This window comes from Propionicimonas sp., from assembly GCF_034927565.1.
Lineage (GTDB): Bacteria > Actinomycetota > Actinomycetes > Propionibacteriales > Propionibacteriaceae > Propionicimonas.
In genome coordinates, this window is the sequence record NZ_JAYFPT010000069.1 from 1 (window position 1) to 24,030 (window position 24,030).

25 protein-coding genes and 1 tRNA gene are annotated in these 24,030 nt (G+C 69.4%); 7 read left to right on the forward strand and 19 right to left on the reverse strand.

Features of this window, described 5'->3' with window-relative positions:
- Position 1: 1 nt before the first annotated feature.
- From VB080_RS12365 to rplU, 13 genes are all read right to left on the reverse strand, one after another.
- Positions 2 to 74 (reverse strand) — tRNA-Ala (locus VB080_RS12365).
- A gap of 158 nt (positions 75 to 232) precedes the next feature.
- Complete coding sequence (locus VB080_RS12370) at positions 233 to 877, reverse strand: histidine phosphatase family protein (RefSeq protein WP_323418761.1); 645 nt, start codon at positions 875 to 877, stop codon at positions 233 to 235.
- Positions 874 to 1,251, reverse strand: coding sequence for a ribosome silencing factor (gene rsfS, locus VB080_RS12375; protein WP_323418762.1), 378 nt, complete (start codon positions 1,249 to 1,251; stop codon positions 874 to 876). The genes VB080_RS12370 and rsfS overlap by 4 nt, the downstream gene beginning before the upstream one ends.
- A complete protein-coding gene (gene nadD / locus VB080_RS12380; protein WP_323418763.1) occupies positions 1,248 to 1,895 on the reverse strand; it encodes a nicotinate-nucleotide adenylyltransferase in 648 nt (215 codons plus the stop codon). Before nadD ends, rsfS begins: the two co-directional genes overlap by 4 nt.
- Positions 1,888 to 2,031: a hypothetical protein gene (locus VB080_RS12385; RefSeq protein ID WP_323418764.1), complete on the reverse strand. Its 144-nt coding sequence runs from the start codon at positions 2,029 to 2,031 to the stop codon at positions 1,888 to 1,890. Before VB080_RS12385 ends, nadD begins: the two co-directional genes overlap by 8 nt.
- Before the next feature lie 66 nt (positions 2,032 to 2,097).
- Positions 2,098 to 3,354: a glutamate-5-semialdehyde dehydrogenase gene (locus VB080_RS12390; RefSeq protein ID WP_323418765.1), complete on the reverse strand. Its 1,257-nt coding sequence runs from the start codon at positions 3,352 to 3,354 to the stop codon at positions 2,098 to 2,100.
- Positions 3,351 to 4,007 (reverse strand): SemiSWEET family sugar transporter, encoded by a 657-nt coding sequence (locus VB080_RS12395; RefSeq protein ID WP_323418766.1) that lies wholly within the window; start codon positions 4,005 to 4,007, stop codon positions 3,351 to 3,353. The genes VB080_RS12390 and VB080_RS12395 overlap by 4 nt, the downstream gene beginning before the upstream one ends.
- The gene (gene proB, locus VB080_RS12400; protein ID WP_323418767.1) at positions 4,004 to 5,173 is read right to left on the reverse strand and encodes a glutamate 5-kinase; all 1,170 of its coding nucleotides are present in this window, start codon (positions 5,171 to 5,173) and stop codon (positions 4,004 to 4,006) included. The genes VB080_RS12395 and proB overlap by 4 nt, the downstream gene beginning before the upstream one ends.
- Positions 5,166 to 6,656 (reverse strand): GTPase ObgE, encoded by a 1,491-nt coding sequence (gene obgE / locus VB080_RS12405; RefSeq protein ID WP_323418768.1) that lies wholly within the window; start codon positions 6,654 to 6,656, stop codon positions 5,166 to 5,168. Before obgE ends, proB begins: the two co-directional genes overlap by 8 nt.
- Before the next feature lie 123 nt (positions 6,657 to 6,779).
- Positions 6,780 to 7,682, reverse strand: coding sequence for a ribokinase (locus VB080_RS12410; protein ID WP_323418769.1), 903 nt, complete (start codon positions 7,680 to 7,682; stop codon positions 6,780 to 6,782).
- 8 nt (positions 7,683 to 7,690) lie between these two features.
- A complete protein-coding gene (locus VB080_RS12415; RefSeq protein ID WP_323418770.1) occupies positions 7,691 to 8,662 on the reverse strand; it encodes an LppM family (lipo)protein in 972 nt (323 codons plus the stop codon).
- A 138-nt stretch (positions 8,663 to 8,800) separates the two neighbouring features.
- Positions 8,801 to 9,055: a 50S ribosomal protein L27 gene (gene rpmA / locus VB080_RS12420; RefSeq protein ID WP_323418771.1), complete on the reverse strand. Its 255-nt coding sequence runs from the start codon at positions 9,053 to 9,055 to the stop codon at positions 8,801 to 8,803.
- Between the two features lie 11 nt (positions 9,056 to 9,066).
- The gene (gene rplU, locus VB080_RS12425) at positions 9,067 to 9,372 is read right to left on the reverse strand and encodes a 50S ribosomal protein L21 (protein WP_323418772.1); all 306 of its coding nucleotides are present in this window, start codon (positions 9,370 to 9,372) and stop codon (positions 9,067 to 9,069) included.
- Positions 9,373 to 9,742: 370 nt separating this feature from the next.
- Here rplU and VB080_RS12430 point away from each other — a divergent pair, with 370 nt between their 5' ends.
- The 6 genes from VB080_RS12430 to VB080_RS12455 all read left to right on the forward strand — a co-directional run bounded on the left by VB080_RS12430 (position 9,743) and on the right by VB080_RS12455 (position 13,556).
- Positions 9,743 to 10,153: a GntR family transcriptional regulator gene (locus tag VB080_RS12430; RefSeq protein ID WP_323418773.1), complete on the forward strand. Its 411-nt coding sequence runs from the start codon at positions 9,743 to 9,745 to the stop codon at positions 10,151 to 10,153.
- Positions 10,150 to 11,019, forward strand: coding sequence for an ABC transporter ATP-binding protein (locus VB080_RS12435; RefSeq protein ID WP_323418774.1), 870 nt, complete (start codon positions 10,150 to 10,152; stop codon positions 11,017 to 11,019). The genes VB080_RS12430 and VB080_RS12435 overlap by 4 nt, the downstream gene beginning before the upstream one ends.
- Positions 11,016 to 11,660, forward strand: coding sequence for an ABC-2 transporter permease (locus VB080_RS12440; RefSeq protein ID WP_323418775.1), 645 nt, complete (start codon positions 11,016 to 11,018; stop codon positions 11,658 to 11,660). The genes VB080_RS12435 and VB080_RS12440 overlap by 4 nt, the downstream gene beginning before the upstream one ends.
- A 260-nt stretch (positions 11,661 to 11,920) precedes the next feature.
- Entirely contained in the window at positions 11,921 to 12,556 is a 636-nt protein-coding gene (locus VB080_RS12445) for a cysteine hydrolase (protein WP_323418776.1), read from the forward strand.
- Positions 12,557 to 12,879: 323 nt separating this feature from the next.
- The gene (locus VB080_RS12450; protein ID WP_323418777.1) at positions 12,880 to 13,116 is read left to right on the forward strand and encodes a FitA-like ribbon-helix-helix domain-containing protein; all 237 of its coding nucleotides are present in this window, start codon (positions 12,880 to 12,882) and stop codon (positions 13,114 to 13,116) included.
- Positions 13,116 to 13,556 (forward strand): type II toxin-antitoxin system VapC family toxin, encoded by a 441-nt coding sequence (locus VB080_RS12455; protein ID WP_323418778.1) that lies wholly within the window; start codon positions 13,116 to 13,118, stop codon positions 13,554 to 13,556. Before VB080_RS12450 ends, VB080_RS12455 begins: the two co-directional genes overlap by 1 nt.
- On the opposite strand, the gene VB080_RS12460 is transcribed toward VB080_RS12455, so the two are convergent.
- Both VB080_RS12460 and VB080_RS12465 read right to left on the reverse strand, forming a co-directional pair.
- The gene (locus VB080_RS12460; protein ID WP_323418779.1) at positions 13,522 to 13,956 is read right to left on the reverse strand and encodes a type II toxin-antitoxin system VapC family toxin; all 435 of its coding nucleotides are present in this window, start codon (positions 13,954 to 13,956) and stop codon (positions 13,522 to 13,524) included. The genes VB080_RS12455 and VB080_RS12460 overlap by 35 nt on opposite strands.
- Positions 13,956 to 14,186, reverse strand: a complete 231-nt coding sequence (locus tag VB080_RS12465) for a FitA-like ribbon-helix-helix domain-containing protein (protein ID WP_323418780.1) — start codon at positions 14,184 to 14,186, stop codon at positions 13,956 to 13,958. The genes VB080_RS12460 and VB080_RS12465 overlap by 1 nt, the downstream gene beginning before the upstream one ends.
- Before the next feature lie 112 nt (positions 14,187 to 14,298).
- Between VB080_RS12465 and VB080_RS12470 the strand changes: the two genes are divergently transcribed.
- Complete coding sequence (locus tag VB080_RS12470; protein ID WP_323418781.1) at positions 14,299 to 16,419, forward strand: NAD(+) synthase; 2,121 nt, start codon at positions 14,299 to 14,301, stop codon at positions 16,417 to 16,419.
- Between the two features lie 98 nt (positions 16,420 to 16,517).
- On the opposite strand, the gene VB080_RS12475 is transcribed toward VB080_RS12470, so the two are convergent.
- The 4 genes from VB080_RS12475 to VB080_RS12490 all read right to left on the reverse strand — a co-directional run bounded on the left by VB080_RS12475 (position 16,518) and on the right by VB080_RS12490 (position 24,026).
- Positions 16,518 to 19,334 carry an Rne/Rng family ribonuclease gene (locus tag VB080_RS12475; protein WP_323418782.1) on the reverse strand — a complete coding sequence of 939 codons (2,817 nt, stop codon included), beginning with the start codon at positions 19,332 to 19,334 and terminating at the stop codon, positions 16,518 to 16,520.
- A 295-nt stretch (positions 19,335 to 19,629) separates the two neighbouring features.
- Positions 19,630 to 20,346 (reverse strand): TIGR03936 family radical SAM-associated protein, encoded by a 717-nt coding sequence (locus VB080_RS12480; protein ID WP_323418783.1) that lies wholly within the window; start codon positions 20,344 to 20,346, stop codon positions 19,630 to 19,632.
- Between the two features lie 24 nt (positions 20,347 to 20,370).
- On the reverse strand, positions 20,371 to 22,002 hold the full coding sequence (locus VB080_RS12485; RefSeq protein ID WP_323418784.1) for a SpoIID/LytB domain-containing protein: 1,632 nt from the start codon (positions 22,000 to 22,002) through the stop codon (positions 20,371 to 20,373).
- A gap of 77 nt (positions 22,003 to 22,079) precedes the next feature.
- The gene (locus VB080_RS12490) at positions 22,080 to 24,026 is read right to left on the reverse strand and encodes a TIGR03960 family B12-binding radical SAM protein (protein WP_323418785.1); all 1,947 of its coding nucleotides are present in this window, start codon (positions 24,024 to 24,026) and stop codon (positions 22,080 to 22,082) included.
- Between the last annotated feature and the right edge of the window lie 4 nt (positions 24,027 to 24,030).

A 24,030-nucleotide genomic window follows, 5' to 3' on the forward strand; every position in this document is an offset into this window, starting at 1 on the left:
GTGGAGCTAACGGGATTCGAACCCGTGGCCTCTTCCATGCCATGGAAGCGCGCTACCAACTGCGCCATAGCCCCTTGTCGTTGCGACGGGTTCTGATTGTAGTCAACCCCGGGCCGGGAGGGAAATCGACCGACAGGCGACCGTCCGGGGCCGCGGACGAGCTGCACGCGCAGCCGGTTCGCCTGCTCCGCAGGGCCGGTTGCGATCTGCACACCGAACCGGCGAGGCAGGCTCAGGACTCGGCGATCCGGTTGTAGGCGTTCATCCGCCAGTGCTCGCCGGAGCCGCCTGCCCAGCCGACCGCACCGTCGGGCGGCCGCAGTTCCACCCAGCCGCAGTTGGCCAGCCCGCCGAACAGCCGGGCGTGGGAGTAGTCCAGCCCCATCAGCAGCAGCGCCGCCACGCGCAGCGACAGCCCGTGCCCCACGACCAGCAGGAGATCGTCCTGGCCGGCGGCCGCGGCATGTTCGACGACGGCACCAGCCACCCGCTGCCCGGACTCGGTGGCCGTCTCCCCCTCGGGCGAGCGGCGGAAGTCGCGGCCCTCGCGCAGTGCCGGCCAGAAGTCAGGGACGCGTTCGCCGACGGTCTTCATGTCCAGCCCTGACCAGGAGCCGACATCCACCTCGCGCAGCCGGGGGTCGAGGCCGACCGCCAGCCGGCAGGCCGATGCCACGGCCTCGGCGGTCTGCCGAGCGCGCGAGAGGTCGGAACTGACCACCTGCGTGATGCCGTAGCCAGCCAGCACGGCAGCCGCCCGTTCGGCGAGCCGGACGCCTTCGGCGCTCAGCGGGATGTCGGTGTGGCCCTGGAAGCGACCGGCATCGTTCCACTCGGTGACGCCGTGCCGCAGCAGGATGACCCGCTGCGCCGTCATCGCGCCGCGGCGTCCTCGGGCAGCCCGAGGTCGATCCGGGGACAGTCCTTCCAGAGTCGCTCCAGCGCGTACAACGCCCGCTCCTCGCTGTGCTGGACGTGGACCACCGTGTCCAGGTAGTCCATCAGCACCCAGCGATTCTCCCGGTCACCTTCGCGCCGGACGGTCTTCAGCCCGTGCTTGAGCAACTCCTCCTCGATGCCGTCCACCACCGCGCCCACCTGGCGCTCGTTGCCGGCGGCCACGATCAGGAAGACGTCGGTGATCGCCAGCCGCTCGGAGACATCGAAGGCGACCGGATCCAGCGCCAGCTTGTCGAGGGCTGCCTGTGCGGCCAGCCGTGCGATCCAGGTGGCGTGGTCGGTTGCCGTCATGAATCTCCTTGGTCGTTGCGATAGAGCCCGCGTTTGGCGATGTACTGCACGATACCGTCCGGCACCAGGTACCAGATCGGCAACCGGTCCTGCACCCGCTGCCGGCAGGCGGTGGACGAGATCGCCAGCGCGGGGATCTCCAGCAGGCTCACCTTGTCCTCGGGAAGGTGAGCGATGTCACTCTCCCCCAGCGGAATGCCGGGACGTGACACGCCCACGAAGTGCGCCAGGTCGAACAACTGGTCGGCGCCCTTCCAGGTCAGGATCTGACTGAGCGCGTCCGCACCGGTGATGAAGTACAACTCGACATCGTCACCGCGCTGCACCCGGATGTCGCGCAGAGTGTCCACGGTGTAGGTGGGGCCGTCGCGCTCGATGTCGACCCGGCTGACCGAGAACCGCGGGTTGGACGCGGTAGCGATCGTGGTCATCAGGTAGCGGTCCTCCGGCTGCGAGACCTGCTTACCCGCCTTCTGCCAGGGCACGCCGGTAGGAACGAAGACCACCTCGTCGAGGTGGAATCGGGCCTGCACCTCGCTGGCCGCCACCAGGTGCCCGTGATGGATCGGGTCGAAGGTGCCACCCATCACCCCTAGTCGCAGTGGCCTGCCGGTGTGCCGCGCGACGATTGGGGTCTCACTCATCAGGGGTCTTGCTGTGCGGCCGGAACGCACCGACCTGCCGGACGAAACCGAGCCCGGCGAGCAGAATCAGAAGGAAGAAGCCCCCCACGACCACGGGAACAGTGAGGTCGTACGTAGCCTCCAGGACAGTGTGCATGGCGGGATGCTATCCCGGCCGGCCCACCACAGGCGAGCACCGACCGCGCTGCGCGGACAGCCTGGCTCAGGCGCGGGTCTGGCCGTCGCCCTCCACCACGTACTTGGTCGAGGTCATCTCGGCCAGCCCCATCGGGCCGCGGGCATGCAGCTTCTGGGTGGAGATGCCGATCTCGGCACCGAAGCCGAACTCGCCGCCGTCCACGAACCGGCTGGAGGCATTCACCAGCACGGCAGCGGCGTCGACTTCGGCGACGAACCGCTCGGCCGAGCGGCGGTCCTCGGTCACGATGGTCTCGGAGTGCCCGGTGGTGTGGGCGCGGATGTGCTCGATCGCCTCGTCCAGCGAGCCGACCAGCTTCGCGGCGAGGTCGAGCGAGAGGTACTCCCCATCGAACTCGTCGGGACGGGCCGGCACCACCGCCGGTGAGTAGCCGGTCACCTCCGGCGTGCCGTGGATGGTCACTCCGGCCGCCGCCATCGCCGCCAGCGCCTTTGGCACGAACTCGTCGGCAATCGCCGTATGCACCAGCAAGGTCTCCAGGGCGTTGCAGACGCTCGGCCGCTGGGTCTTGGCGTTGACCAGGATGCCCAGCGCCATCTCCTGGTCGGCGCTGGCGTCCACGAACAGGTGACAGTTGCCGGTCCCGGTCTCGATCACCGGCACCTTCGAGCCGTTGACCACCGCGTTGATCAGCCCGGCCCCACCCCGCGGGATCAGCACGTCGAGGTAGCCGCGGGCGGCCATCATCTGCTCGGTCACCGAGCGGTCGCCCTCGACCAACTGGATGGCGGCGGTCGGCAACCCGGCTGCTGCCAGCCCGGCATGCAGCGCCGCGGTCACCGCCCGGTTGGAGTTGATGGTGGACGACGAGCCGCGCAGTAGCGCGGCATTGCCCGACTTCAGGCAGATCCCACCCGCGTCCGCGGTCACGTTGGGACGCGCCTCGTAGATGATCCCCACCACGCCGAGCGGCACCCGCACCTGCCGGACGCGCACCCCGTTGGGGTTGGTCCAGCCACGCACCACGTCGCCCACCGGGTCAGGCAGCGCGGCCAGGGCACGCAGCCCGTCCGCCATGCCGACGATCCGGGCCGGGCTGAGCGCCAGCCGGTCGATCATGGCGTCCGAGGTACCGCTGGCCCGGGCCTGCTCGACATCGACGGCGTTGGCGGCCAGGATGTCGTCCGAACCCGCCAGCAGGGCGTCGGCCATGGCAATCAGGGCGGCGTCCTTGGCGGCGCGGGTCAGCGTGGCGAGGGTGCGCGAGGCGGTTTTCGCCGCCGCTGCCTGGTCGCGGAAGGCGGTGCTGTGGGTGGTCACGCCTCGCAGGATACCTGTGCGGTTCCCGATCCCGGGAGCCCCGCCGGCTCGGGGCGGACGAACAGCGGCCGCAGCCCGAAGCTGCGCAGCAGCCACCAGACCGCGTTGAACAGGGCGATCAAACCGGTGGCGACCGAGGCCATCACGGTGCCCTGGTCCTGCACCAGCACGCCCCAGGCCAACCACAGGATCTGGTTGGTCAACTGGGCGAACAGGAAACCGGGGGCAACCCCGGCGATCGACCGCGAACGAACCAGGTCGACCCCCTGACCGGCGTTCGCGACCACAGCGACGACCATGGCGACCAGTCCGTAGCCGGTCGTCCCGAAGAGCAGGTCGACCCCGACCATGACCGCGGCAGTCACCACCCCGGGCAGGAACACCCGCACCGGCCGCAGTCCGCGTTCGCGCAGCGTGAGCACCAGCACGACGGCCGCCAGGACCACGCTGATGGCATTGGGGACGATCATGTTGAGGGCATCGAGCAGGAACCCGTGAACGGTCCAGGCCAGGGTGATGGCGAGGATCGCCTGCCAGGCCAGCAGCGACAGACCGGCGGTGCTGCGGGTGCGCACCAGCAGGATGATCTGGGGAATGCTGATCGAGATGGCAACCAGCGCGGCCATCCAGCCGACGATGTCTGCGGCGGTCACGAGGCTCCGGTCTTCTTCCTGGGCTTGAGGATGAGGTCGTCGCGGTGGACCACCTCGCGATCGAATTGTGGCCCGAATTCCGCGGCCAGGTCACGGGTGGTACGTCCGATCATCACCGGAAGTTCGGCGGCATCGTAGTTGACCAGGCCACGGGCGATCACCTGCCCGCTCTGGCTCACCAGCCGGATCGGATCACCGGCTGAGAAGGTGCCCCTGACTTCCACGATCCCGGCCGGCAGCAGCGAGGCCTTGCGTTCGGTCACCGCCCTGACCGCACCGTCGTCCAGCACCACCTCGCCTTGGGAGGTGGAGGCGTAGGCCAGCCACATCAGCCGCCGGGAGCGGCGCTTGTCAGTGGGGTGGAACAGGGTGCCAACCGGCTCCCCGGTCAGCGCATTCGCCACCGACGACGCAGCTGCCAGCACGACCGGGATGCCGGACGCGGTGGCGATCCGGGCAGCACCAAGCTTGGTCTGCATCCCGCCGGTTCCGACCTCGGCGCCCTTGCCGGCGGTGTCCACCTCGAGACCGTCGATGCTGGCCACCTCATCGATCCTCCGGGCCTCCGGGTTCGAGGGGTGGGCGGTGTAGAGCGCGTCGACGTCCGACAACAGCACCAGCACGTCGGCACCGACCAGGTGGGCCACCAGGGCAGCCAGCCGGTCGTTGTCGCCGAACCTGAACTCGTGGGTGGCGACGGTGTCGTTCTCGTTCACCACCGGCACGACGCCGAGTTCGAGCAGCCGGTTGAAGGTACGCAGCGCGTTGCGGTAATGGTCGCGGCGCGCGACGTCCTCCGAGGTCAGCAGCACCTGGCCGACGGTGAGGCCGTGGCGGGCGAACAGCGAGCCGTAGTGGCCGACCAGCAGGCTCTGGCCGACCGAGGCGGCGGCCTGCTTGCTGGCCAGGTCCTGTGGGCGGTGCTTCATCCGCAGCGGCCGCATCCCGGACGCCATCGCGCCTGAGGAGACCAGCACCACGTCCTGCCCGCGCTGCCGGACGCCGGCCAGCGCGTCCACGATGATCTCCATCCGCGCGGGGTCGAGCGCCCCGTCCCGTCCGGTGAGGGAGGACGAGCCGACCTTCACCACAATCCGGCGCGCGCCGGTGAGCTGGGGCCGCAGGGTCGGCGAGGCCTCCTGCGAGCCCCTGGCGCGCTTAGTCATCCTCGCCGTCCTCCAGGCCGTCCGTGGCCAGCCTCGTCAGCTTCTCCGCTTCCCGCTCAGCATGGTATGCCGCATCCTTGACCTTGCGGCGGACGGCGGCCGGCCGTGGGACGTTCAGCCGCTGGTCCTCGCCGCGGCGGGCCAGGATCTCCGCGCCGATCTCGACCTGCGGGGCGAAGTCGAAGACCACCGGGTCGTCGGCGCCGATCGCCACCGCGTCCCCGGCCTGCGCACCAAGGGCGAGCAGTTCCTCCTCGATCCCGAGCCGGGCGAACCGGTCGGCGAGGTACCCGACCGCCTCGGCATTGCCGAAGTCGGTCTGCTTCACCCAGCGTTCGGGCTTGGTACCCCGCACCCGCCAGACGAGACCGCCCATGCCGTCGCCCTGCCGGGCGATGGTGAACTCGGGGCCGCTCTGCCCGACCGGTTCGGGACGCAGCACGATCCGGGCCGGAGCCGGTGGCGGCGCCTCCCGGCGCTGCCGGGCGACCAGGTCGGCCAGGGCGAAGGTCAGCGCATTCAGGCCGGCGCCGGTCTTGGCGGAGACGGCGAACACCGGCAGCCCACGGGCCACCAGGTCGGGGGTGACCAACTCGGCCAGGTCGGCGGCGTCGGGCACGTCCACCTTGTTCAGCACCACCAGCCGGGGACGGTCCTCCAGCCCGCCGTGGGCGGCGAGTTCGGCCTCGATCACGTCCAGGTCGGTGACCGGGTCCCGTCCGGGTTCATAGGTGGCGCAGTCGATCACGTGGACGATCGCCCGGCAGCGTTCGATGTGGCGCAGGAAGTCGTGACCGAGGCCCCTGCCCAGGCTGGCGCCCTCGATCAGCCCCGGGACGTCGGCGACGGTGTAGGTGGTCTCCCCCGCCACCACCACGCCCAGGTTGGGCACCAGCGTGGTGAACGGGTAGTCGGCGATCTTGGGCCGGGCCCGGGAGATCGCGGCGATCAGCGACGACTTCCCGGCGCTCGGGAAGCCGACCAGACCGATGTCGGCTACCACTTTGAGCTCGAGGGTGACGGTGCGGCTCTCGCCCTCCTCGCCCAGCAGGGCGAAGCCGGGAGCCTTGCGCGCCGAGGTCGCCAGGGCAGCGTTGCCCAGCCCGCCACGGCCTCCTGCGGCCACCACCGCTTCCGTGGTGCCGCCGGTCAGGTCGGCCAGGACCTCCCCGGTGTCGGCGTCGCTGATCACCGTGCCGTCAGGTACCAGCAGCACCACGTCCTCGCCGCCCGCGCCGTTGCCGAAGTCACCGCGGCCGGGCTGGCCGTTCGGCGCCTTGCGCTGGGACTGCCGGTGGTACTCGACCAGGGTGGTGAGGTTGGGATCGACCCGGATGACGATCGAGCCGCCGTTGCCGCCGTTGCCGCCGTCTGGTCCACCGAGCGGTTTGAACTTCTCGCGGTGGACGGAGGCACAGCCGTGTCCGCCGTTGCCGGCAGCGACCCGCAGGGTCGCCCGGTCGACGAAGGACGGAATGGCCATCTGGACTCCTCACGAACGGGGCCCGTCGAGTCTACCCAGAGGCCGTGTGTCTGGGCGCCGGCGATCACCAGGCTGGGCCAGGGAACCGTCCCCCGTCCCGGGCGGTTCCCCACCCACGGGAGGCTAGCGAGCCGCGTCGATCTCGGCGCGGGTCGGCATCGAGCTGGTGGCGCCGGACCGGGTGACGCTGATCGAGGCGGCCACCGTCGCCACCTGCAGCGCCTCCGGCAGGTCCGCGCCCTCGGCGAGCAGGGTGGTCAGCACGCCGACGAAGGTGTCACCTGCGGCGGTGGTGTCGAGCGCCTCGACCCGGCGGCCCGGGATCCGTGCCGTGATCCGGCCGCCGCTGGCCAGCGCGGCGCCATCCCCGCCGAGGGTGACCACGACGTCGCGACACAGCTCGCTGAGCACCTGGGCCGCCTCCAGCGGGTCGTCCCGGTCGGCCAGCATGCAGGCCTCCAACTCGTTCGGCACCAGCAGGTCGACGGTGCGCAACAGTTCCGCGCTGAGCGGGCGCGCAGGCGCGGGGGTGAGCACCGTCCGCACCCCGGCGGCGTGGGCGCGGGCCAGCGCGACCTGGACGGTGGCGAGGTCGAGTTCGAGCTGGGTGACCAGCCAGCCCAGGCCGTCCAGCACCTCATCGGTGACTTGGTCGGCGCTGGTCAGCAGGTTCGCCGCCGAGACCACGATGATGCTGTTCTGGCCCTCGGCATCGACGGTGATGTGGGCGGTGCCGGTAATGCCCTCCCGCCGCAGTTGGCCGACGTCCATCCCCTCGTCGGTCATCAGGTCGGCCAGTGCGGTGCCGTAGCCGTCGGTGCCCACCGTCCCGATGAAACTGACCCGGCCACCCGCGCGGGCGGCGGCCACCGCCTGGTTCAGACCCTTGCCACCGGGCACCGTGATGAAGGAGGAGCCGAAGATGGTCTCGCCCGGCCGGGGCGGCGCCGCCACCCTGACCACCAGGTCCATGTTGGCGCTGCCCAGGACGCCGATCGCCGCACGACTGCCATTGTCAATGTTCACGCCTGCGATTATTCCGTACTCGACGGTGCCCAGGTGGGGCTCGCGGCAGGTTCGGCGGTTTCCGCGGCGGGCGCCCACGGACTGGACGGCAGCCCGGCCGCGGGCGCGTCCCGGTCCGGCACGGCGGCGGGACGGTCGGCCGGAGGCGGTGGCTCGACGAGGTCGGCAGGCTGCGGTGCCCATGCCTCGGACGGCACCACCTCCCAGCGATCGGTCTCGGCCGGCGGCCCCCAGGCTCGCCGCTCCGCGGCGGCATCCGGAGCCGGCTCCGCCACCGGTTCGTCGACGACCTCCGCGGTCTCCTCCGGCTCCGGTGAGGAGGATCGGCGGGACAGTCGCCACCACACCAGCCCGGCCAGTCCCAGCAGGATGGCCGCCAACGCCACGATCGGTCCCCAGCGCGCCGAGAGCACCCAGATCGAGGGCGTGTCCTCCCCGACGGCCAGCAGGCCCTCGTTCTCGAACAGGTCGTGCGGGTCCTGCCAGGTCACCGTGGTGCCCGAGACCGTGCTGGAGCCGTTGTGCTCCAGCACCTCGCCGGGGAAGGTCACCGAGACGGTGAGGTCGTCCATCAGGTCGGGTAGTTCGGGACTGGCGAAGGGCCACCACCGGAACTCGAACCGTCCATCGGCATGGCTCAGGTCGAAGCCGCCGTCAGCCGGCCGGTTCCCACTGAAGTCGTCAAGGCTCTCGCTGCCACGAAGCCGGCAGCCGACGCGATCGCCGGCGCGGGTGGGCAGGACGTCAGTGGCACCCTCGAACCAGTGCGCGCCCAGGGCGAAGCGGTCGCAGAGGTTCAGCGTTCTGACCGAGCCGTCCCACTGGCCGCTCTGCTCCAGCGTCTGCACCGGTACCTCGACGTAGAGGTCGTAGTCGACCGTCTGCTGCGAACCCAACTGCAGAGTGACCTCCAGGGAGACGCAGCCGTAGAGCAGCGGCAGCGCCGCCAGTGTCGCCAGCACCCGGCCCCGCCATCCCATGACAGCCACCCTAGAGCGTCGGACGGCCAGTGCCGTCGCCGGTGCGGCGCACCTGGACCGCAGGCTGATGACTCGCCCGGTCGGGAACGCCACGAGGGCCGCCCCTGACGGGACAGCCCTCGTGAGTTGGTTCTGGAGCTACTCGGCGATCGCGATGTTCACCACGCGGCGACCACGCCGGGTGCCGAACTCGACCTTGCCGGCGCGCAGCGCGAACAGGGTGTCGTCGCCACCGCGACCGACGCCCTCACCGGGGTGGAAGTGGGTGCCACGCTGCCGGACGATGATCTCGCCGGCGTTGACCTGCTCGCCGCCGAACCGCTTCACGCCGAGCCGCTGGGCATTGGAATCCCGACCGTTGCGGGAGGACGACGCGCCCTTCTTGTGTGCCATCTGTCAGCTCCTCACTTGATCCCGGTGACCTTGACCTGGGTGTACCGCTGGCGGTGACCCTGGCGCTTCTTGTAGCCAGACTTGTTCTTGTACTTGACGATGCGGATCTTCGGACCCTTGGTCTCGGCCAGCACCTCGGCGCTCACCTTGACCTTGGCCAGCTTCTTCGCGTCGGAGGTGACCGCGTCACCGTCGACCACCAGCAGGGGGACGAGATCGATCGAGGAACCAACCTCGGCCTCGACCTTGTCGACCTCCAGCACGTCCCCGACAGCAACCTTGTGCTGGCGTCCGCCACTGCGCACGATCGCGTACACGACTGACCCACTCTCAACGAACCTGATACGTCATGTCGGTGCTCACCAGACCACCGAAGGTGTCGGCGCCGAGAAAACGGCACAGCGAGCACCGAGGATCAAGGATACGTTCCGGCGTGCTGGAGGGTCAAACCGGCGACCGGACGACCGGCGACCGGGCTCGGGCCGCCGACCCTCATTCCGCCCACTCCAGCCCATCCCCCCTGCCTGCGCGCCGTAGGTCACATCGCGCGTGTTCTGACAGGCGCAACGTGACATTGGGCGCGCGATGTCGCCTTGACGGAAGAGAAGAAAGGCAGCGGGTTTCGACGTTCCGGCTGCGCCTGACGCGCTACTGTCTATAGTGGATATAGACAGTAAGGACGGACGGATGCGGATCATCGTGTCGAACGCGTCGCCGCTGCCGATCTACGAGCAGATCGTGCAGCAGGTGCAGCAGGCGATCCTGAGCGGGGAGGTAGCCGAGGGCGAGCCGCTGCCGTCCATCCGGAACCTCGCCCGTGACCTGCAGGTCAGCGTGATCACCACCACCCGCGCCTACAACGACCTGGCCCGCGACGGCTTCCTGGTGAGCGTCCCGGGCAAGGCCGCCTTCGTCCAGGCCGTGGACCGCGCACTGGTGCGCGATCAGGCGCTGACTGCCATCCAGCAGCACTTCTCCGAAGCCGTCGGACGGGCACGACTGGCCGGGATCGGGCCTGACGAGCTCGCCGCGCTGCTCACCGCCGCGCTACGCGAGAAGCTACCGAACGAACCGCACCACACCGAGGAAGCACCGTGAGCCAGATCAGCACCGCCGTCCCCACCGCGGCCGCACAGCTACTTCACTTGGACAAGCGGCTGGGGAACTTCCGCCTGCAGGACGTCTGCCTGAGCGTGCCGACCGGGCTGATCACCGGTTTCGTCGGACCCAACGGCGCCGGCAAGACCTCCACCATCAAGTGCCTGCTCGGGATGATGCACCCGGACGCCGGGGAGGTGACCGTGCTCGGCCGGGCGGCAGGCACCCCGACCGAGGAGATCGGGATCGTGCTGGACGCCCCGGCCTACGTCGGCGAGTGGACAGTCGACCAGGTCAGCCGGGTGGTGGGGAACTTCTACACCACCTGGGACCAGGGCCGATTCGCCGAGTTGTGCGTGCGGTTCGCCGTCCCCGGTGCCCGCAAGGTCAAGGAACTCTCTCGCGGTATGGCGATGAAGCTGCAGTTGGCGGTCGCCCTCTCCCATGACACCCGGCTGCTGGTCCTCGACGAGCCCACTTCGGGCCTGGACCCGCTGGCCCGCGACGACCTGCTCAGCCTGCTGCAGGAGTACCTGCTGGACGAACGCAACGCGGCGTTGTTCTCCACCCATCTCACCACCGATCTGGAGCGGGTCGCCGACAACGTCGCCCTCATCAACGACGGACGCATCCTGCACGCCGAACCGAAGGACGATCTGCTCGCTCGATACGCGATGGTCCGGGGTGGCCCGTCCGATCTGCCCGGCGAGAGTCGGCGGCTGATCCACGGTCTGCACGTCCACCCCTATGGCTTCGAGGGGTTGGTCGCCGTCGACGACCTGCAGCACTTCGGACGTGGGGTGGAGGCCACACCACCGTCCCTGGATGAACTGGTCATCCACCTGTCGCGAAAGGACGCAGCATGAGTCGCCTCCCTGCCCAATGGACGCTGGAGCTGTGGACGCTACGGCCCTACTCCCGACAGTTCGTCCTGCTGCCGGTGATGGGTCTGCTGCTGGGCTTCATGCAGGACAGCTTCGTGCCGATCATGGTGATGATGGCGGTACTGACCGGCTCCTACGGCTTCTCGATCTCCGAGAACGCCCATCTGGAGAGCCTTTACGCCACGCTGCCGATCTCCCGTCGGCAGGTGGTGATCGCGCGCTACGCGGTGGTCCTCGGGATCGTGGTCGGGCTCGGTCTGGCCGGGGTCGTCTTCGACGCAGTGGCCGCTGTCATCCGCCACCAGAACTGGTCGCCGGTGTCCTCGCTGGCCTTCCTGGCGGCGAGCATCGCCGTCGCTGGCCTGGTGGTTGCCGTCCAATTCCCGTTCTTCTTCGCCCTGGGCTACCTGCGGGCCCGGTTTGTGACCTGGCTGGCGCTCGCGCTGGTGATCGCAGCGGTCGCGCTCCTGATGATGCCGGTATCCCCCGGCTCCACCGGGATTATCGCCACGATCGGCCAGATCGGCCCGTTCTGGCCGCTGGCCGGGCTGCTGATCGCGCTGGCCACGCTGACCGGATCCGCGGAGCTCTCCATCCGGCTCTACCGCCGCAAGGACCTCTGACCTGGGTCGTCCGCGTTCGGCCTGGGTTCTCCGCCTCTCGGCGACCGCCTGCCCATACGTCGACCGCCTGGCCCTGGGGACAGGCGGTCGACGGGAAGGGTGGCGATCGATGAACTCCACAGTGCGACGGACAGGCCTTGTGAGGGATGACCGGTGGCCCGAGAATGAAGGAGACCGGTCGCCATCCTCGGTTGCCCGGCCCCACCTCGCTCTTCCCGCCGGGAACGGCCCCGGCGACAGGCTCCCAGAAAGGACTACCGATGAATCCGGCAACCACCGCACTCGTCCTGATCGAGTTCCAGAACGACTTCACCAGCGAGGGCGGGACGCTGCACGGCGCCGTCTCGGAAGTGATGAACGCCACCGGCACCCTGCCCAACGCCAAGGCGGCGCTGGAGGCCTCCCGGGCGGCTGGCGTCACCATCGTCCACAGCCCGATCTCCTTCCAGCCGGGCTACTACGAGATCAGCGCCCACCCCTACGGCATCCTCAAGGGTGTCGTCGACTCCACCTCCTTCGTGAAGGGCACCTGGGGTTGCGAGATCGTCGGCGACGTCGCACCAGCCGAGGGCGACATCGTCCTGGAGGGCAAGCGCGGCCTGGACGCCTTCGGCTCCACCAACCTCGACTTCATCCTGCGCAGCAAGGGCATCACCACTATTGTCCTGGCCGGCTTCCTGACCAACTGCTGCGTCGAGTCGACCATGCGCTCGGCCTACGAGAAGGGCTTCGAGGTCTACACCCTCACCGACGCGGTGGGTGCCACCTCGCTGGACGAGCACAGCAACGCGATCAGGTACGACTACCCGATGTTCTCCAAGCCGATCACTACTGCTGAATACGTGGCGGCTCTCGCCGGGGAGACTGCCACGGCCGACGCCTCGCGCGGCTACTGACCGGCCCCAGCACGGGTCCGGGCGGACGTCCCGGGCGGGTTGGCGGCGCCCTCCGCAGTTGCACCTGATGACTGCGACCGGGCCTGCCGGGTAGCTTTGCGCCATGGCGAGGCCCGAGGCCGGCGTCACCCTGCACCGCTACGCCGTCCGCACCGCCCCGAAGAAGTGAGAAGAGTGCCGGTCACCGATCCTCACCCCGCAGAAGCGCAGGGCGAGAATGGAACGCCACCATCAAACCGAAGGGACCGCCCGGTTACCAGCGGATCCCAGCGAGAATCCGCGCTGACTCCCTGTGCTAGCATTCCTCAGGGAGGTGCTAGCACATGGCTACAATCACGGTACGCGGATTGGACGATGAGGTGCGGGCGGCGCTGAAGCGTCGTGCACATCGTCACGGTCGCTCCATGGAGGCCGAAGCGCGTCAGATCCTGACCGACCAGGTTGCCGTCGATCTCATCTTCCCCAATGCGTTGGTGGAGTTCCACGCCGCCATGCGCAACGATCCGGTGGAGTTGGAACTCCCCGAACGAAGCTACGAGCCCCCTCGGGTGCACTTCTGATGCAGCTGGCCCTCGACACGAACGTGGTCTCCGAACTCGCCAAGCCGGACTGCAACGAACAAGTCTTCGCCTGGAGCCAGACCCTCCGCTCGCAGGATCTCTTCCTCCCCTCACCGTGCTGGGCAGAGTTGCAGCGAGGCGTCCACCTGCTACCGGCAGGCCGGCGACGCGACCGCATCACCGCCAGTCTTGAGTCGCTGATCGGCTCACTGGGCGGCATCGTCGCGTTCGGCCGTGCCGAGGCACAGATCTACGCCGAACTGACCAGCCAGCCCGGACGCCCCCGGCCACCTATCGACGCCATGATCGCCGCGATCTGTCGCACCCACGAACTGGCCCTCGCCACCCGCAACACCCGCGACTTCGACGACTGCGGCATCGACCTGGTGAGTCCCTGGCAGTACGTCAGTCGCTCGTGGGACCACGCCCAAACGGGTTGACCACCTTGAGGCCGAGGCGGTCGAAGGGCCCGACATCGCGGGTAGCGATGGCGAAGCTGTGATGCAGGGCGATCGCCGCGATCAGCGCGTCGAACGGGCTGATCGCCACGCCTGACGCAGCCGCACGCGCACGCAGCCCGGCGTACACCGCGCTTTCCGGCTCATCGAACCCCACGATCCGCCCGGCGAAGGCCGGCAGAACCTCGCCCTCGAACCGCTCCCCCAGCATCGTCCGGCGCCGGCCTTCGGGGAGCCGGGCGATGCCGAACCGCACCTCGGCCACCGTGATGGAGCTCAGATAGAGGGTCTCCGGCGCCTGGGCGTCCAGCCACGCCACGACGGCCAGGTCCGGTGCGGGCCGCAGCGGCTCGGAAACCACGTTGGTGTCGAGCAGGATCATCAGAAATCGGGGACATCGCGGTCCACGAACTCGCGCTCCAGGCAAAGATCGACTCCGCCCGCGGCCTGGCCGATGTCCGCCAACAGCGACCCCAACCCGATCCGCGGCGCGACCGCGCCGTCGAGGATCGCACGCACCTCGGCTTCGGTGCTGCGGCCGTGGGCCGCCGCGCGCGCCTTGAGCGCCCGGTGCGTCTCAGCGGAGAGGTTTCGGACGGTGATCGCAGGCATGGGCACCCCCTTCGTGATATCAATCTGCAGGAATGATAGCACCGCCGCTGGAGAAGGCGACCTGAGGAGAGTTCCGGCGTGGGATGCTGTTCCTGAGCTTCAAGGAGGGTCGATGGACTTCTTCAACCTGTACACCCACGGGTTCGCGCGGGTGGCGGCGTGCACGCTGCCGATCACCATGGTGCAGCCGCAGCGGAACGCGGAGGCGGTGCTCGCCCAGGCGCGTGAGGTCGCGGGCCAGGGCGCGGTGCTGGCGGTCTTTCCGGAGCTGTGCCTGACCGGCTACTCCATCGACGACCTACTGATGCAGGACATCGTGCTGGACGCCACGGACGCGGCCCTGGGCTGGCTGGCTGACAACTCCGCCGACGTCGGCACGGTGATCGTGGTCGGGGCGCCGCTGCGGGGGTTGAACCGGATCTACAACTGCGCGGTGGTGCTGCACCGCGGCGAGATCCTGGGCGTGGTCCCGAAGTCCTACCTGCCCACCTACCGGGAGTTCTACGAGGCCCGCCAGGTCGCGGCCGGGACGGACGTCACCGGCGAGATCGCGGTGGCGGGACGGCTGGTGCCGTTCGGCGCCGACCTGCTGTTCGCCGCCCTGGACCTGCCCGACTTCGTGCTCAATGTCGAGATCTGCGAGGACATGTGGGTGCCCATCCCGCCGGCCGCCGAGGCCGCGCTGGCCGGGGCCACGATCGTGGCCAACCTCTCCGGCTCCCCCATCACCGTGGCCAAAGCCGAGGAGCGCAAGCAGTTGTGCAGCGGCAACTCCTCGCGCTACCTGACCGGCTACGTCTACGCCGCCGCCGGCGAGGGCGAGTCCTCCACCGACCTGGCCTGGGACGGGCAGACTCTGGTCTACGAAGCCGGCACCCTGCTGGCCGAATCCGAGCGGTTCCCGATGGGCCCGCGGGCGTCGGTCGCCGACCTCGACCTCGGCACGCTGGCCATGGACCGGCTGCGGCAGGGCACCTTCGACGACAATCGCCGGGTCCACGCCGAACGCACCGACGCCTACCGCTGGGTGGAGTTCGAACTCGGCGTGCCGTCTGGCGACCTCGGCCTCAGACGTCCCCTCCCCCGGTTCCCGTTCGTCCCGGCCGATCCGGCCCGGCTCGCGCAGGACTGCTACGAGGCCTACAACATCCAGGTCAGCGCCCTGGAACAGCGGCTCAAGGCGATCGGCCAGCCGAAGATCGTGATCGGGGTCTCCGGCGGCCTGGATTCCACCCACGCGCTGATCGTCGCCGCCAAGGCGATGGACCGGATGAACCGGCCGCGCACCGACATCCTGGCCTTCACCATGCCCGGTTTCGCCACCTCCGAGCACACCAAGGGCAATGCCACCGACCTGGCCAACGCGCTCGGGGTGACCTTCGCCGAGCTCGACATCAAGCCGGCCGCCCGGCAGCTGTTGGCCGACCTCGACCACCCGTTCGCCGACGGCGAGCCGGTGTACTCCTCGCTTCGCTCGTCAGGACCTTCCCTGCCCTCGGACGACGCCGAGCGAGCTCGGCTCGCCGCTCGGGCTGCGTCGGTCTTCGACGTCACCTTCGAGAACGTCCAGGCCGGGCTGCGCACCGACTACCTGTTCCGGCTGGCCAATCAGCGGGGCGGCATCGTGCTGGGCACCGGCGACCTCTCCGAGCTGGCGCTGGGCTGGTGCACCTACGGGGTGGGCGACCAGATGTCGCACTACAACGTCAACGGCGGGGTGCCGAAGACCCTGATGCAACACCTGATCCGCTGGGTGATCGCCTCTGGCCAGTTCGACGACCACGTGGGACGCACCCTGCAGGCCGTCCTCGACACCGAGATCACCCCGGAGCTCATTCCGATCACCGATGGCAACAGCCCACAGTCCACCCAGGCCACGATTGGTCCGTACGCGCTGCAGGACTTCACCCTGTTCCACGTGCTGCGGCACGGCGCCAAGCCGTCCAAAATTGCCTTCCTGGCGATGCACAGCTGGGCGGACGCCGCGGCCGGCGACTGGCCGGCTGGCTTCCCGGACGACGAACGGGTCGGCTACGACCTGGCCACCATCAAGAAGTGGCTTCAGGTGTTCTGCAGCCGGTTCTTCGGGTTCGCCCAGTTCAAGCGGTCCGCGCTGCCGAACGGCCCCAAGGTGGTCCGGGGCGGCTCGCTGTCGCCGCGCGGCGCCAGGCGGATGCCGGCCGACCCCTCGGCGGCACTCGGGCTGGAGGATGTCGCCCGGATCCCGGACTGACGCACGGGCGCGTCTCCCCGGGCCGCATGACCTAGCCCTGCCAGCGGACCGGGTCACGAACGCGGCCGACGAGCGAGCCCACCGGCGCGCCCCGCGACCTACACGCCTTCGGCAGCCTCGACCGGCTCGACCGGCAGATCCACGTCCGGCGAGGACGGAGAAGTCTCCGGCGCGTCGACGATCTCGGGCAGAGTGGCGAGTTCCAGCTCGACCGGCACCGGCTCGGGCTCAGCCTCCACCACCGTCACGGGAACGGGGAAGGGCAACTCGTCGACCACCACATCGGTTTCGGCGGCGACCTCGGGCTCGTGGTGCTCGAGATGGGCCAGCTCGGGAGTGACCGGGTGGGCCAGCGTCGCCGCCACCACAGCCGCCAGCTCCGGGGCGGGCTTGCGCACCTTGGCCGGACGCTGCCGGGACTGCGACTGGCCACCACGCGATCCCCGCTTGGCCTCGCGGTCGCCGCCGTCTGCCGGGGCCTGGGAGGCTACCGGCACGTCATGGGTGTGGTAGCCGCGACCCTTGCAGGTCTCGCACGGGACGGTGAACGCCTCGGCGAGGCCGGTTCCGATCTTCTTCCGGGTCATCTGCACCAGCCCCAGCGACGTCACCTCGGCAACCTGGTGGCGGGTGCGGTCGCGTCCCAGGCACTCGACCAGACGGCGCAGCAACAGTTCGCGGTTGCTGGGCAGCACCATGTCGATGAAGTCGATCACGATGATGCCGCCGATGTCCCGCAGCCGCAGCTGCCGGACGATCTCCTCGGCGGCCTCCAGGTTGTTGGAGGTGACGGTGGCCTCGAGGTTGCCCGAGGTCCCGGTGAACCGTCCGGTGTTGACGTCGATCACCGTCATCGCCTCGGTCCGGTCGATGATCAGCGACCCACCGGAGGGCAGGAAGACCTTGCGTTCCAGCGCCTTGGCGACCTGCTCGTGTACCCGGTGGACGTCGAAGATGTCGCCGCTGGCAGCACGATCCCAGCGCTGCAGCCGGTCGGCCAGGTGCGGCGCCACATGGCCGACGTAGGCCTCCACGGTGTCCCAGGTGTCGTCGCCGTCCACGATCAGGGCGGCAAAGTCCTCGGTGAACAGGTCACGGACGATCCGGACGGTGAGGTCCGGCTCGGCGTAGAGCAGCGAGGGGGCGTGCCCGGCGGAAGCCTTCTTGTCGATGACCTCCCACTGCGCCTTCAGCCGGTTGACGTCGCGGACCAACTCCTCCTCCGACGTGCCCTCTGCGGCGGTGCGGATGATCACCGAGGCGTCCGGCCCGATCAGTTCGTCGAGAATGCTCTTCAGCCGCTTGCGCTCGTTCTCCGGCAGTTTGCGTGAGATGCCCGACAGCTGGCCCCCGGGCGAGTACACGACGTACCGGCCGGGGATCGAGATGTGCGAGGTGAGCCGCGCGCCCTTGGCCCCCACTGGATCCTTGGTGACCTGGACGAGCACGGTCTGGCCCGACTTGAAGACCTTCTCAACCTTCTTGTCCTGGCCGGTGACGCCGTAGGACGCCCAGTCCACCTCACCGGCATAGAGCACTGCGTTGCGGCCGCGGCCGATGTCGATGAACGCCGCCTCCATGGACGGCAGCACGTTCTGGATCCGGCCCAGATAGATGTTGCCGATCATCGAGGTTGCCGACGCCCGGTCGACATAGTGCTCCACCAGGATCCCGTCCTCCAGCACGGCGATCTGGGAGTAGTCCTCGGCCTGGCGGATCAGCATCGTGCGGTCGACCGACTCGCGGCGGGCCAGGAACTCGGCCTCGGACAGGATGGCGGTCCGGCGACGGCCGGCCGCCCGTCCCTCACGGCGGCGCTGCTTCTTGGCCTCCATCCGGGTGGAGCCCTCAATGCCGGTGACCTCGTCGCTGACGCTGCGGTTGCGGCGTGGCTCGCGGACCCGGGCCACCACCTCGATGGACGGATCGTCCTCGGCATCGCCGTTGTCCTCGCCACGGCGGCGACGACGGCGACGACGACGGGCGCCACCCTCGGCGGCGGGTTCATCGGAGCTCTCGGCCTCCGCGTCCTCGGGCTCCTCACCCTCACCCGCCTCAGCTTCGGGCTCCTCGCCCTCGGCGCCGGCCTCGCCGTTGCCACCGGAGCGACGGCGCCGGCGGCCACCCCGGCGGCGACGACGGCGACGCGGCTCGCCCGGCGCTTCATCGCCGGCTGCCTCATCGTCGGTCTCGGCGGCGTCCTCGTCGAGTTCGCCCTCCTCACCGGCTTCGGCGTCCTCGACCTCGTCGGCGTCCTCGGGCTGCTCGTCCTCGGCGCGCGCCACCGTGCCGGCACCGATGGCTGCCGCCAACTGGCTCAGTACCTCGTCGGGGTTGACGTCCGCCGCCAGCCCGAAGGTCTCCACCTTGACCGCACGGCGCTTCGCGGTGCGCTGTTCCAGTTCGGCCAGGCTGGCCGCGACATCGGCCTGCTCCTCGATCTCGGCGGCAGGTTCGGCAGTCTTCTTCGTCGTCCGCTTGCGGCGGGCCGGCTTGGCCTCGGCCTCGGGCTCGGGCGCGAGCTCCAAGGTGGGCTGAACGTCGGCTCCGGCAGGCTCCTCGGCCGCCGGCTCCGCCACTGGCTCGACGACCTTGGGCTTCCTGCTGCGCGAACGCTTCGGGGCGGCCTTCACGGTTTCGGCCGGGCCGTCCTGCGGCTGAGCATCCGCGGCAACCGGCTCGACAGCTGCCGGTTCAGCCGGGGCCGGTTCCGAGTCAGTCGCTGCCTGGACAGGCCCGGTCGTCTCCGTGTCGTTCTCGGCGGCGGGTTCTGCCGCAGCCGGTGCGGGCTCGACCGGCGGAGAGGGCGGGCCGGCCGGCCGGCTGGCCGCGCGCCGGCGGCGCGTCGGGGCGGCGGGGGTCTCCTCGGCAGCAGCGGCGTCGCCGAGGGTTGGTGTCTGGTCGTCATCGAGCATGGTGCGCTCCTTCAACGGCAACCGGGGTCGCCGTTCGAGTCAACTGCCGAAGCAGCAAAGCTTTCATGGGGTGGGTACATGCCCCGTCCTCACCCCCGCGGTCGACTGCTCGTCGCGGTGTGGTTCGGCGGGCCGACCGAGCTGTCACCTCGTTCGTCGCACTCACGGGCGGTCTTCTGGTGGAATCCCGGCCTGCCTCGAAGTATTCCATACTGACGCCACTTCCAGCGACGAAACGCCCGAGTTTCCGTTATCTGAGCGTTATCTTTCGCCGGTTCTCAGGGTTTGCACCGGCTCAGTCCCCGGTCGCCGCCGGGACCGGGTCGACCACCGTCCGGCCATCGAACCTGCCCTGGGCGGTCCGGGTGAAGACCGGCGGATCAACCGGACGGAACTGGTCATCCACCGCCGTCAGTGCCTGCACGACATCGTCGGGGCGAACCAGCGGGGTGCCGATCGCCGAGACCAGTTCGAGCAACCCCTCTCCCACCGTCTCCAGCCGCAGGATCGCAGCCCGGACATCGAAGGTGCGCAGGCCGGTCTTGGTCATCCGCTCGACCTCGAACCGGGGCTCGGTCAGCAGCGCGGCCACGGCACGACGGGAGGTGTCCACGTCCACCCCCGGCACCTGCAGGCGCCAGCAGGACGCCTGCAACTCCTCGCTCAACGAACCACCGGGAGACTCGTCGATGCCCACCACCTGCAGTCCGTCGGGCATGGCGTCGTTCAGCTGCCGGCGAACCTGTTCAGGATCGAGCCGGACCGCCAGACCAAGTTCGAGGTACTCCGACTCACTCGCGGCACCGGTCGGGCTGGCGCCCGCGTAGGAGATCCTCGGGTGCGGGGAGAAGCCGGACGAGTAGGCCATCGGGATATCGGCCCGGCGCAGGGCTCGCTCGATGGCCCGTCCCACGTCGCGGTGGGAGGCGAACCGGGCACGGCCCCGCTTGGCGTAGCGCACCCGCAGCCGCTGCTGCGGGGGTGCCTGCTGTTCGGGTTGGGGACGTGCCACAGCGCCAGAGGATAGCGCCCCGGATCAGGCGCCGGTGATCGAGCTCAGCCAGGCACCCTGGACACCCAGGGCATCCTGCCAGGCCGCCGCCTTCCTGGTGACGGTCTTCGTCCGGCCGTTGGCGAAGGTCGCACGGATCGACTTGGCCTGACCGCTGGAATAACGTGCCGTGACGGCCAACTTCTTCACATCACCGCCGAAGACCTGCTTCGCCTTCGCCTGGGACAGCGACCTGGTCCAGGCGTTGAGGCTCTTCGGTGCCGCCTTGGCCGAGTACGAGTCTGAAACGTGTACCAGGTACGGCAACGCCGGCACCGGGAAGACGTCGCTGTTGTTCGCGGTGCCGCCGTAGCGCGTGGAGCCCACCTGGTACGAACCAGAGGACGCGAAGTAGACGGTCTCGGCGAAGCCAGAGCCGCTCGCCGAAGAGGTTCGGACGATGTCCACGGCGCTACCACTGGGGAAGGTCGCCGATGCTGTCACCTTGTGCACGGTGGCGTTCACTGCCGCCAGCCACGGCTGATTGGCCGCCGGGCCGGCCTTCGTCCAGCCGGTGAAGTTCTGGCTGCGCGTGTCGTCGTAGACGTGGCAGTCGCAGGCCGGGTCGACAACGTTGCCGGGCCGCTTGGTCACCTGGACCAGCGCGTAGGTGCGGGCGGCGATCACCTGCGCCTTGAGCGCCTCCATGCCCCTGACGGTGGAGCCCCAGGACGCAGGCATCTCGTCGATGCCGTAGAGATACTCGGTGTTGAGGACCAGTTCGTTGACCACGTTCACCCGGCCGCTGATCGCCGTCGCCTGCAGGTTGCCGTAGCGGTACTGCACGTCCACCTTGCTGTTCGCGGCCCGGGCGCCGGCAACCCTCACCGTCGCCTTCGTCGTGTCCCAGTCGAACCGCAGCCGGGCAGCGGTGACGGTCGTCGTTCCCTGGGTGGCTGTCACCTGGGAACCGCTCACCGCGATGATCACCGGTTTCCCGGACGCCGTCGTTACCGGCGTGGCGCCGCCGGTGATGGTGAACCCACCGCCGGTGGGGGTCAGCGTGGTGGTCCTGGCGTCGGTGGACGAACCGAAGACCTGCACCTTGATCTTGCCGGCGGTGCCGGTCGGCGTCGCGGTGGCTCCGGGGTTGTTGGCCAGGCCGGGCGCCGCGCCCTTGTAGTAGTACTTCAGGATGTCGGTGGCCACCTTGCCGTCCAGGGCCATCCGGTAGCTGCCGTACTGTGCCATGCCCACCCCGTGCCCGCTGCCCGAGCCCTTCACGGAGAAGGTCGCCGGGATGAAGTGCACGGTGAACGCCTTGCCGGTCTTCTTCCCGGTCACCTTCACCCGGTAGGTGCGATCGGTCACCCCATGTTTGACGGCCACGGTGCCTTTGCCCTTGGTGAGCTTCACCTTCTTCTCGGTGACCCACTTCGAGCCCTTCTTGTACTGCAGCAGCGCGGTCGCCTTCGCGACTGGCTTGCCGCTCTTGGTGAAGGTCACGGTGATGGTGCATGCCAACTTGCTGGTGGTCGTGCCGCAACTGCGGGCTGTGAGCGCATAGGACGCGGCCTGGGCCGGCTGGACGGTGATCAGCCCGAAGGCGGCCACCAGGGCCCAGAACAGCACCAGCACGGTGACGCGTCGCAGCGCCGTGGAACGAAGAGCAGACATCATCGACAGTCTGGCACAAACCGGATGGTCCGCGACCACCCGACCTCCCCCAACCGTCCGGCGGCCGGCGATGCGCCTCAGGCCGACCGCTTCACCACCGTCAGCGGCAGCAGCGAACGTCCGGTCGGGCCGATCTGGATGTCGGTGCCCATGGTCGGGCACACCCCGCAGTCGTAGCAGCCCGACCAGCGGCAGTCCTCCACCTCGGCGCCGCCGACGGCATCCTGCCAGTCCTGCCACAGCCAGTCCCGGTCAAGGCCGGAGTCGAGATGATCCCAGGGCAGAATCTCCGCCTGGCCGCGTTCCCGGGTGGTGTACCAGGCCAGGTCGACGCCGTGGTCGGCCAGGACGCGCTCGGCGCACTCCACCCAGCGCTGGTAGGAGAAGTGCTCGCTCCAGCCGTCGAAATGCCCGCCGTCCCGCCAGACCGCCTCGATCACGTCGGCCACCCGACGGTCGCCGCGGCTGAGCAGCCCTTCGATCATGCCCGGCTTCCCGTCGTGGTAGCGCATCCCGATCGCCCGGCCGTACCGCTTGTCCTCGCGGATCCGGTCACGCAGGGCGTGCAGCCGGCGGTCGATCGTGTCGGGGTCGGCCTGGGCCGCCCACTGGAACGGGGTGTGCGGTTTGGGGACGAAGCCGCCGATGCTGATCGTGCAGCGGATGTCCCGGGTGCCTGCCGCCCGCCGGCCGGTCTCGATCACCCGGGCTGCCAGGTCGGCGATCGCGGTCACATCCTCGTCAGTCTCGGTGGGCAGGCCGCACATGAAGTAGAGCTTCACCTGCCGCCAGCCCTGGCTGAAGGCGGCGGCGACGGTGGTGATCAGGTCGTCCTCGCTGACCATCTTGTTGATCACCTTGCGCATCCGGTCGGTGCCGCCTTCGGGTGCGAAGGTGAGCCCGGAGCGCCGGCCGTTGCGGGAGAGTTCGCCCGCAAGGTCGATGTTGAAGGCGTCCACCCGGGTGCTGGGCAGCGAGAGCGAGACCTGGTCGTCGGCGTAGCGGTCGGCCAACTGGTGGGTGATCTCACCGATCTCGGAGTGGTCGGCGGACGACAGGCTGAGCAGCCCCACCTCCTCCAGGCCGGTGGCGGCCAGCCCGGCCTCGACCATCCGGCCGACGGTCTCGATGGTGCGCTCTCGCACCGGCCGGGTGATCATCCCGGCCTGGCAGAACCGGCAGCCGCGGGTGCAGCCGCGGAAGATCTCCACCGAGTAGCGCTCGTGGACGGTCTCCGCTAGCGGCACGATTGGTCTGGCCGGATAAGGCCACTCGTCCAGCTCCATGAGCGTGTGCTTGGCCGGCCGCGCCGGAACGCCGTCGCGGCTCGGCACGACCGAGGCGATCGTCCCGTCCGGCGCGTAGCTGACGTCGTAGCAGGACGGAACGTAGGCCACTCCGCTGCGCGCCAGCCGGAAGAGAAGCTGATCCCGTCCGCCGGGCCTCCCCTCGGCCTTCCACTGCCGGACGATCTCGGAGAGCCGGACGGCTGCCTCCTCGCCGTCCCCCAGCACCGCTGCATCAATGAACGGGGCCACCGGTTCAGGATTGAAGGCAGCGTGTCCCCCCGCGATCACCAGCGGATGTTCGGGCCCGCGGTCGGCCGCCCGCAGCGGAATGCCTGCCAGATCGAGGCTCTCCAGCAGATTGGTGTAGCCCAGCTCGGTGGAGAAGCTCACCCCGAGCAGATCGAAGGCCGCCACCGGAAGGTGGTTCTCCAGGGTGAACTGCGGGATGTCGTGCTCCCGCATCAGCCCGGCGAGGTCGGGCCAGATGGTGTACGTCCGCTCGGCACAGATCCAGTCGCGCTCGTTGAGCAGTTCGTAGAGGATCGCCAGGCCCTGGTTCGGCTGGCCGACCTCGTAGGCGTCGGGGTACATCAGCACCCACCGCACCTCGGTGTCGGCAAACGGTTTGGGCTGGGAGTTCAGCTCACCACCGGTGTACTGCACCGGCTTGGCGACCCTGGCCAGCAGGGGTTCCAGGCGGCTGAACAGCGAACTGGGCGCGATCTCGACACTCATGGTG

What these genes read in the sequence shown, in the direction of transcription:
- nadD (WP_323418763.1), bottom strand. Translation starts at nt 1,895, where the DNA reads ATGAGTGAGACCCCAATCGTCGCGCGGCACACCGGCAGGCCACTGCGA.
- VB080_RS12460 (WP_323418779.1), bottom strand. Translation starts at nt 13,956, where the DNA reads ATGATCCTGCTCGACACCAACGTGGTTTCCGAGCCGCTGCGGCCCGCA.
- VB080_RS12415 (WP_323418770.1), bottom strand. Translation starts at nt 8,662, where the DNA reads ATGGGATGGCGGGGCCGGGTGCTGGCGACACTGGCGGCGCTGCCGCTG.
- VB080_RS12385 (WP_323418764.1), bottom strand. Translation starts at nt 2,031, where the DNA reads ATGCACACTGTCCTGGAGGCTACGTACGACCTCACTGTTCCCGTGGTC.
- VB080_RS12430 (WP_323418773.1), top strand. Translation starts at nt 9,743, where the DNA reads ATGCGGATCATCGTGTCGAACGCGTCGCCGCTGCCGATCTACGAGCAG.
- VB080_RS12490 (WP_323418785.1), bottom strand. Translation starts at nt 24,026, where the DNA reads ATGAGTGTCGAGATCGCGCCCAGTTCGCTGTTCAGCCGCCTGGAACCC.
- obgE (WP_323418768.1), bottom strand. Translation starts at nt 6,656, where the DNA reads ATGGCCATTCCGTCCTTCGTCGACCGGGCGACCCTGCGGGTCGCTGCC.
- VB080_RS12475 (WP_323418782.1), bottom strand. Translation starts at nt 19,334, where the DNA reads ATGCTCGATGACGACCAGACACCAACCCTCGGCGACGCCGCTGCTGCC.
- VB080_RS12370 (WP_323418761.1), bottom strand. Translation starts at nt 877, where the DNA reads ATGACGGCGCAGCGGGTCATCCTGCTGCGGCACGGCGTCACCGAGTGG.
- VB080_RS12445 (WP_323418776.1), top strand. Translation starts at nt 11,921, where the DNA reads ATGAATCCGGCAACCACCGCACTCGTCCTGATCGAGTTCCAGAACGAC.
- VB080_RS12440 (WP_323418775.1), top strand. Translation starts at nt 11,016, where the DNA reads ATGAGTCGCCTCCCTGCCCAATGGACGCTGGAGCTGTGGACGCTACGG.
- rpmA (WP_323418771.1), bottom strand. Translation starts at nt 9,055, where the DNA reads ATGGCACACAAGAAGGGCGCGTCGTCCTCCCGCAACGGTCGGGATTCC.
- VB080_RS12455 (WP_323418778.1), top strand. Translation starts at nt 13,116, where the DNA reads ATGCAGCTGGCCCTCGACACGAACGTGGTCTCCGAACTCGCCAAGCCG.
- proB (WP_323418767.1), bottom strand. Translation starts at nt 5,173, where the DNA reads ATGACTAAGCGCGCCAGGGGCTCGCAGGAGGCCTCGCCGACCCTGCGG.
- VB080_RS12470 (WP_323418781.1), top strand. Translation starts at nt 14,299, where the DNA reads ATGGACTTCTTCAACCTGTACACCCACGGGTTCGCGCGGGTGGCGGCG.
- VB080_RS12485 (WP_323418784.1), bottom strand. Translation starts at nt 22,002, where the DNA reads ATGTCTGCTCTTCGTTCCACGGCGCTGCGACGCGTCACCGTGCTGGTG.
- VB080_RS12465 (WP_323418780.1), bottom strand. Translation starts at nt 14,186, where the DNA reads ATGCCTGCGATCACCGTCCGAAACCTCTCCGCTGAGACGCACCGGGCG.
- VB080_RS12450 (WP_323418777.1), top strand. Translation starts at nt 12,880, where the DNA reads ATGGCTACAATCACGGTACGCGGATTGGACGATGAGGTGCGGGCGGCG.
- rsfS (WP_323418762.1), bottom strand. Translation starts at nt 1,251, where the DNA reads ATGACGGCAACCGACCACGCCACCTGGATCGCACGGCTGGCCGCACAG.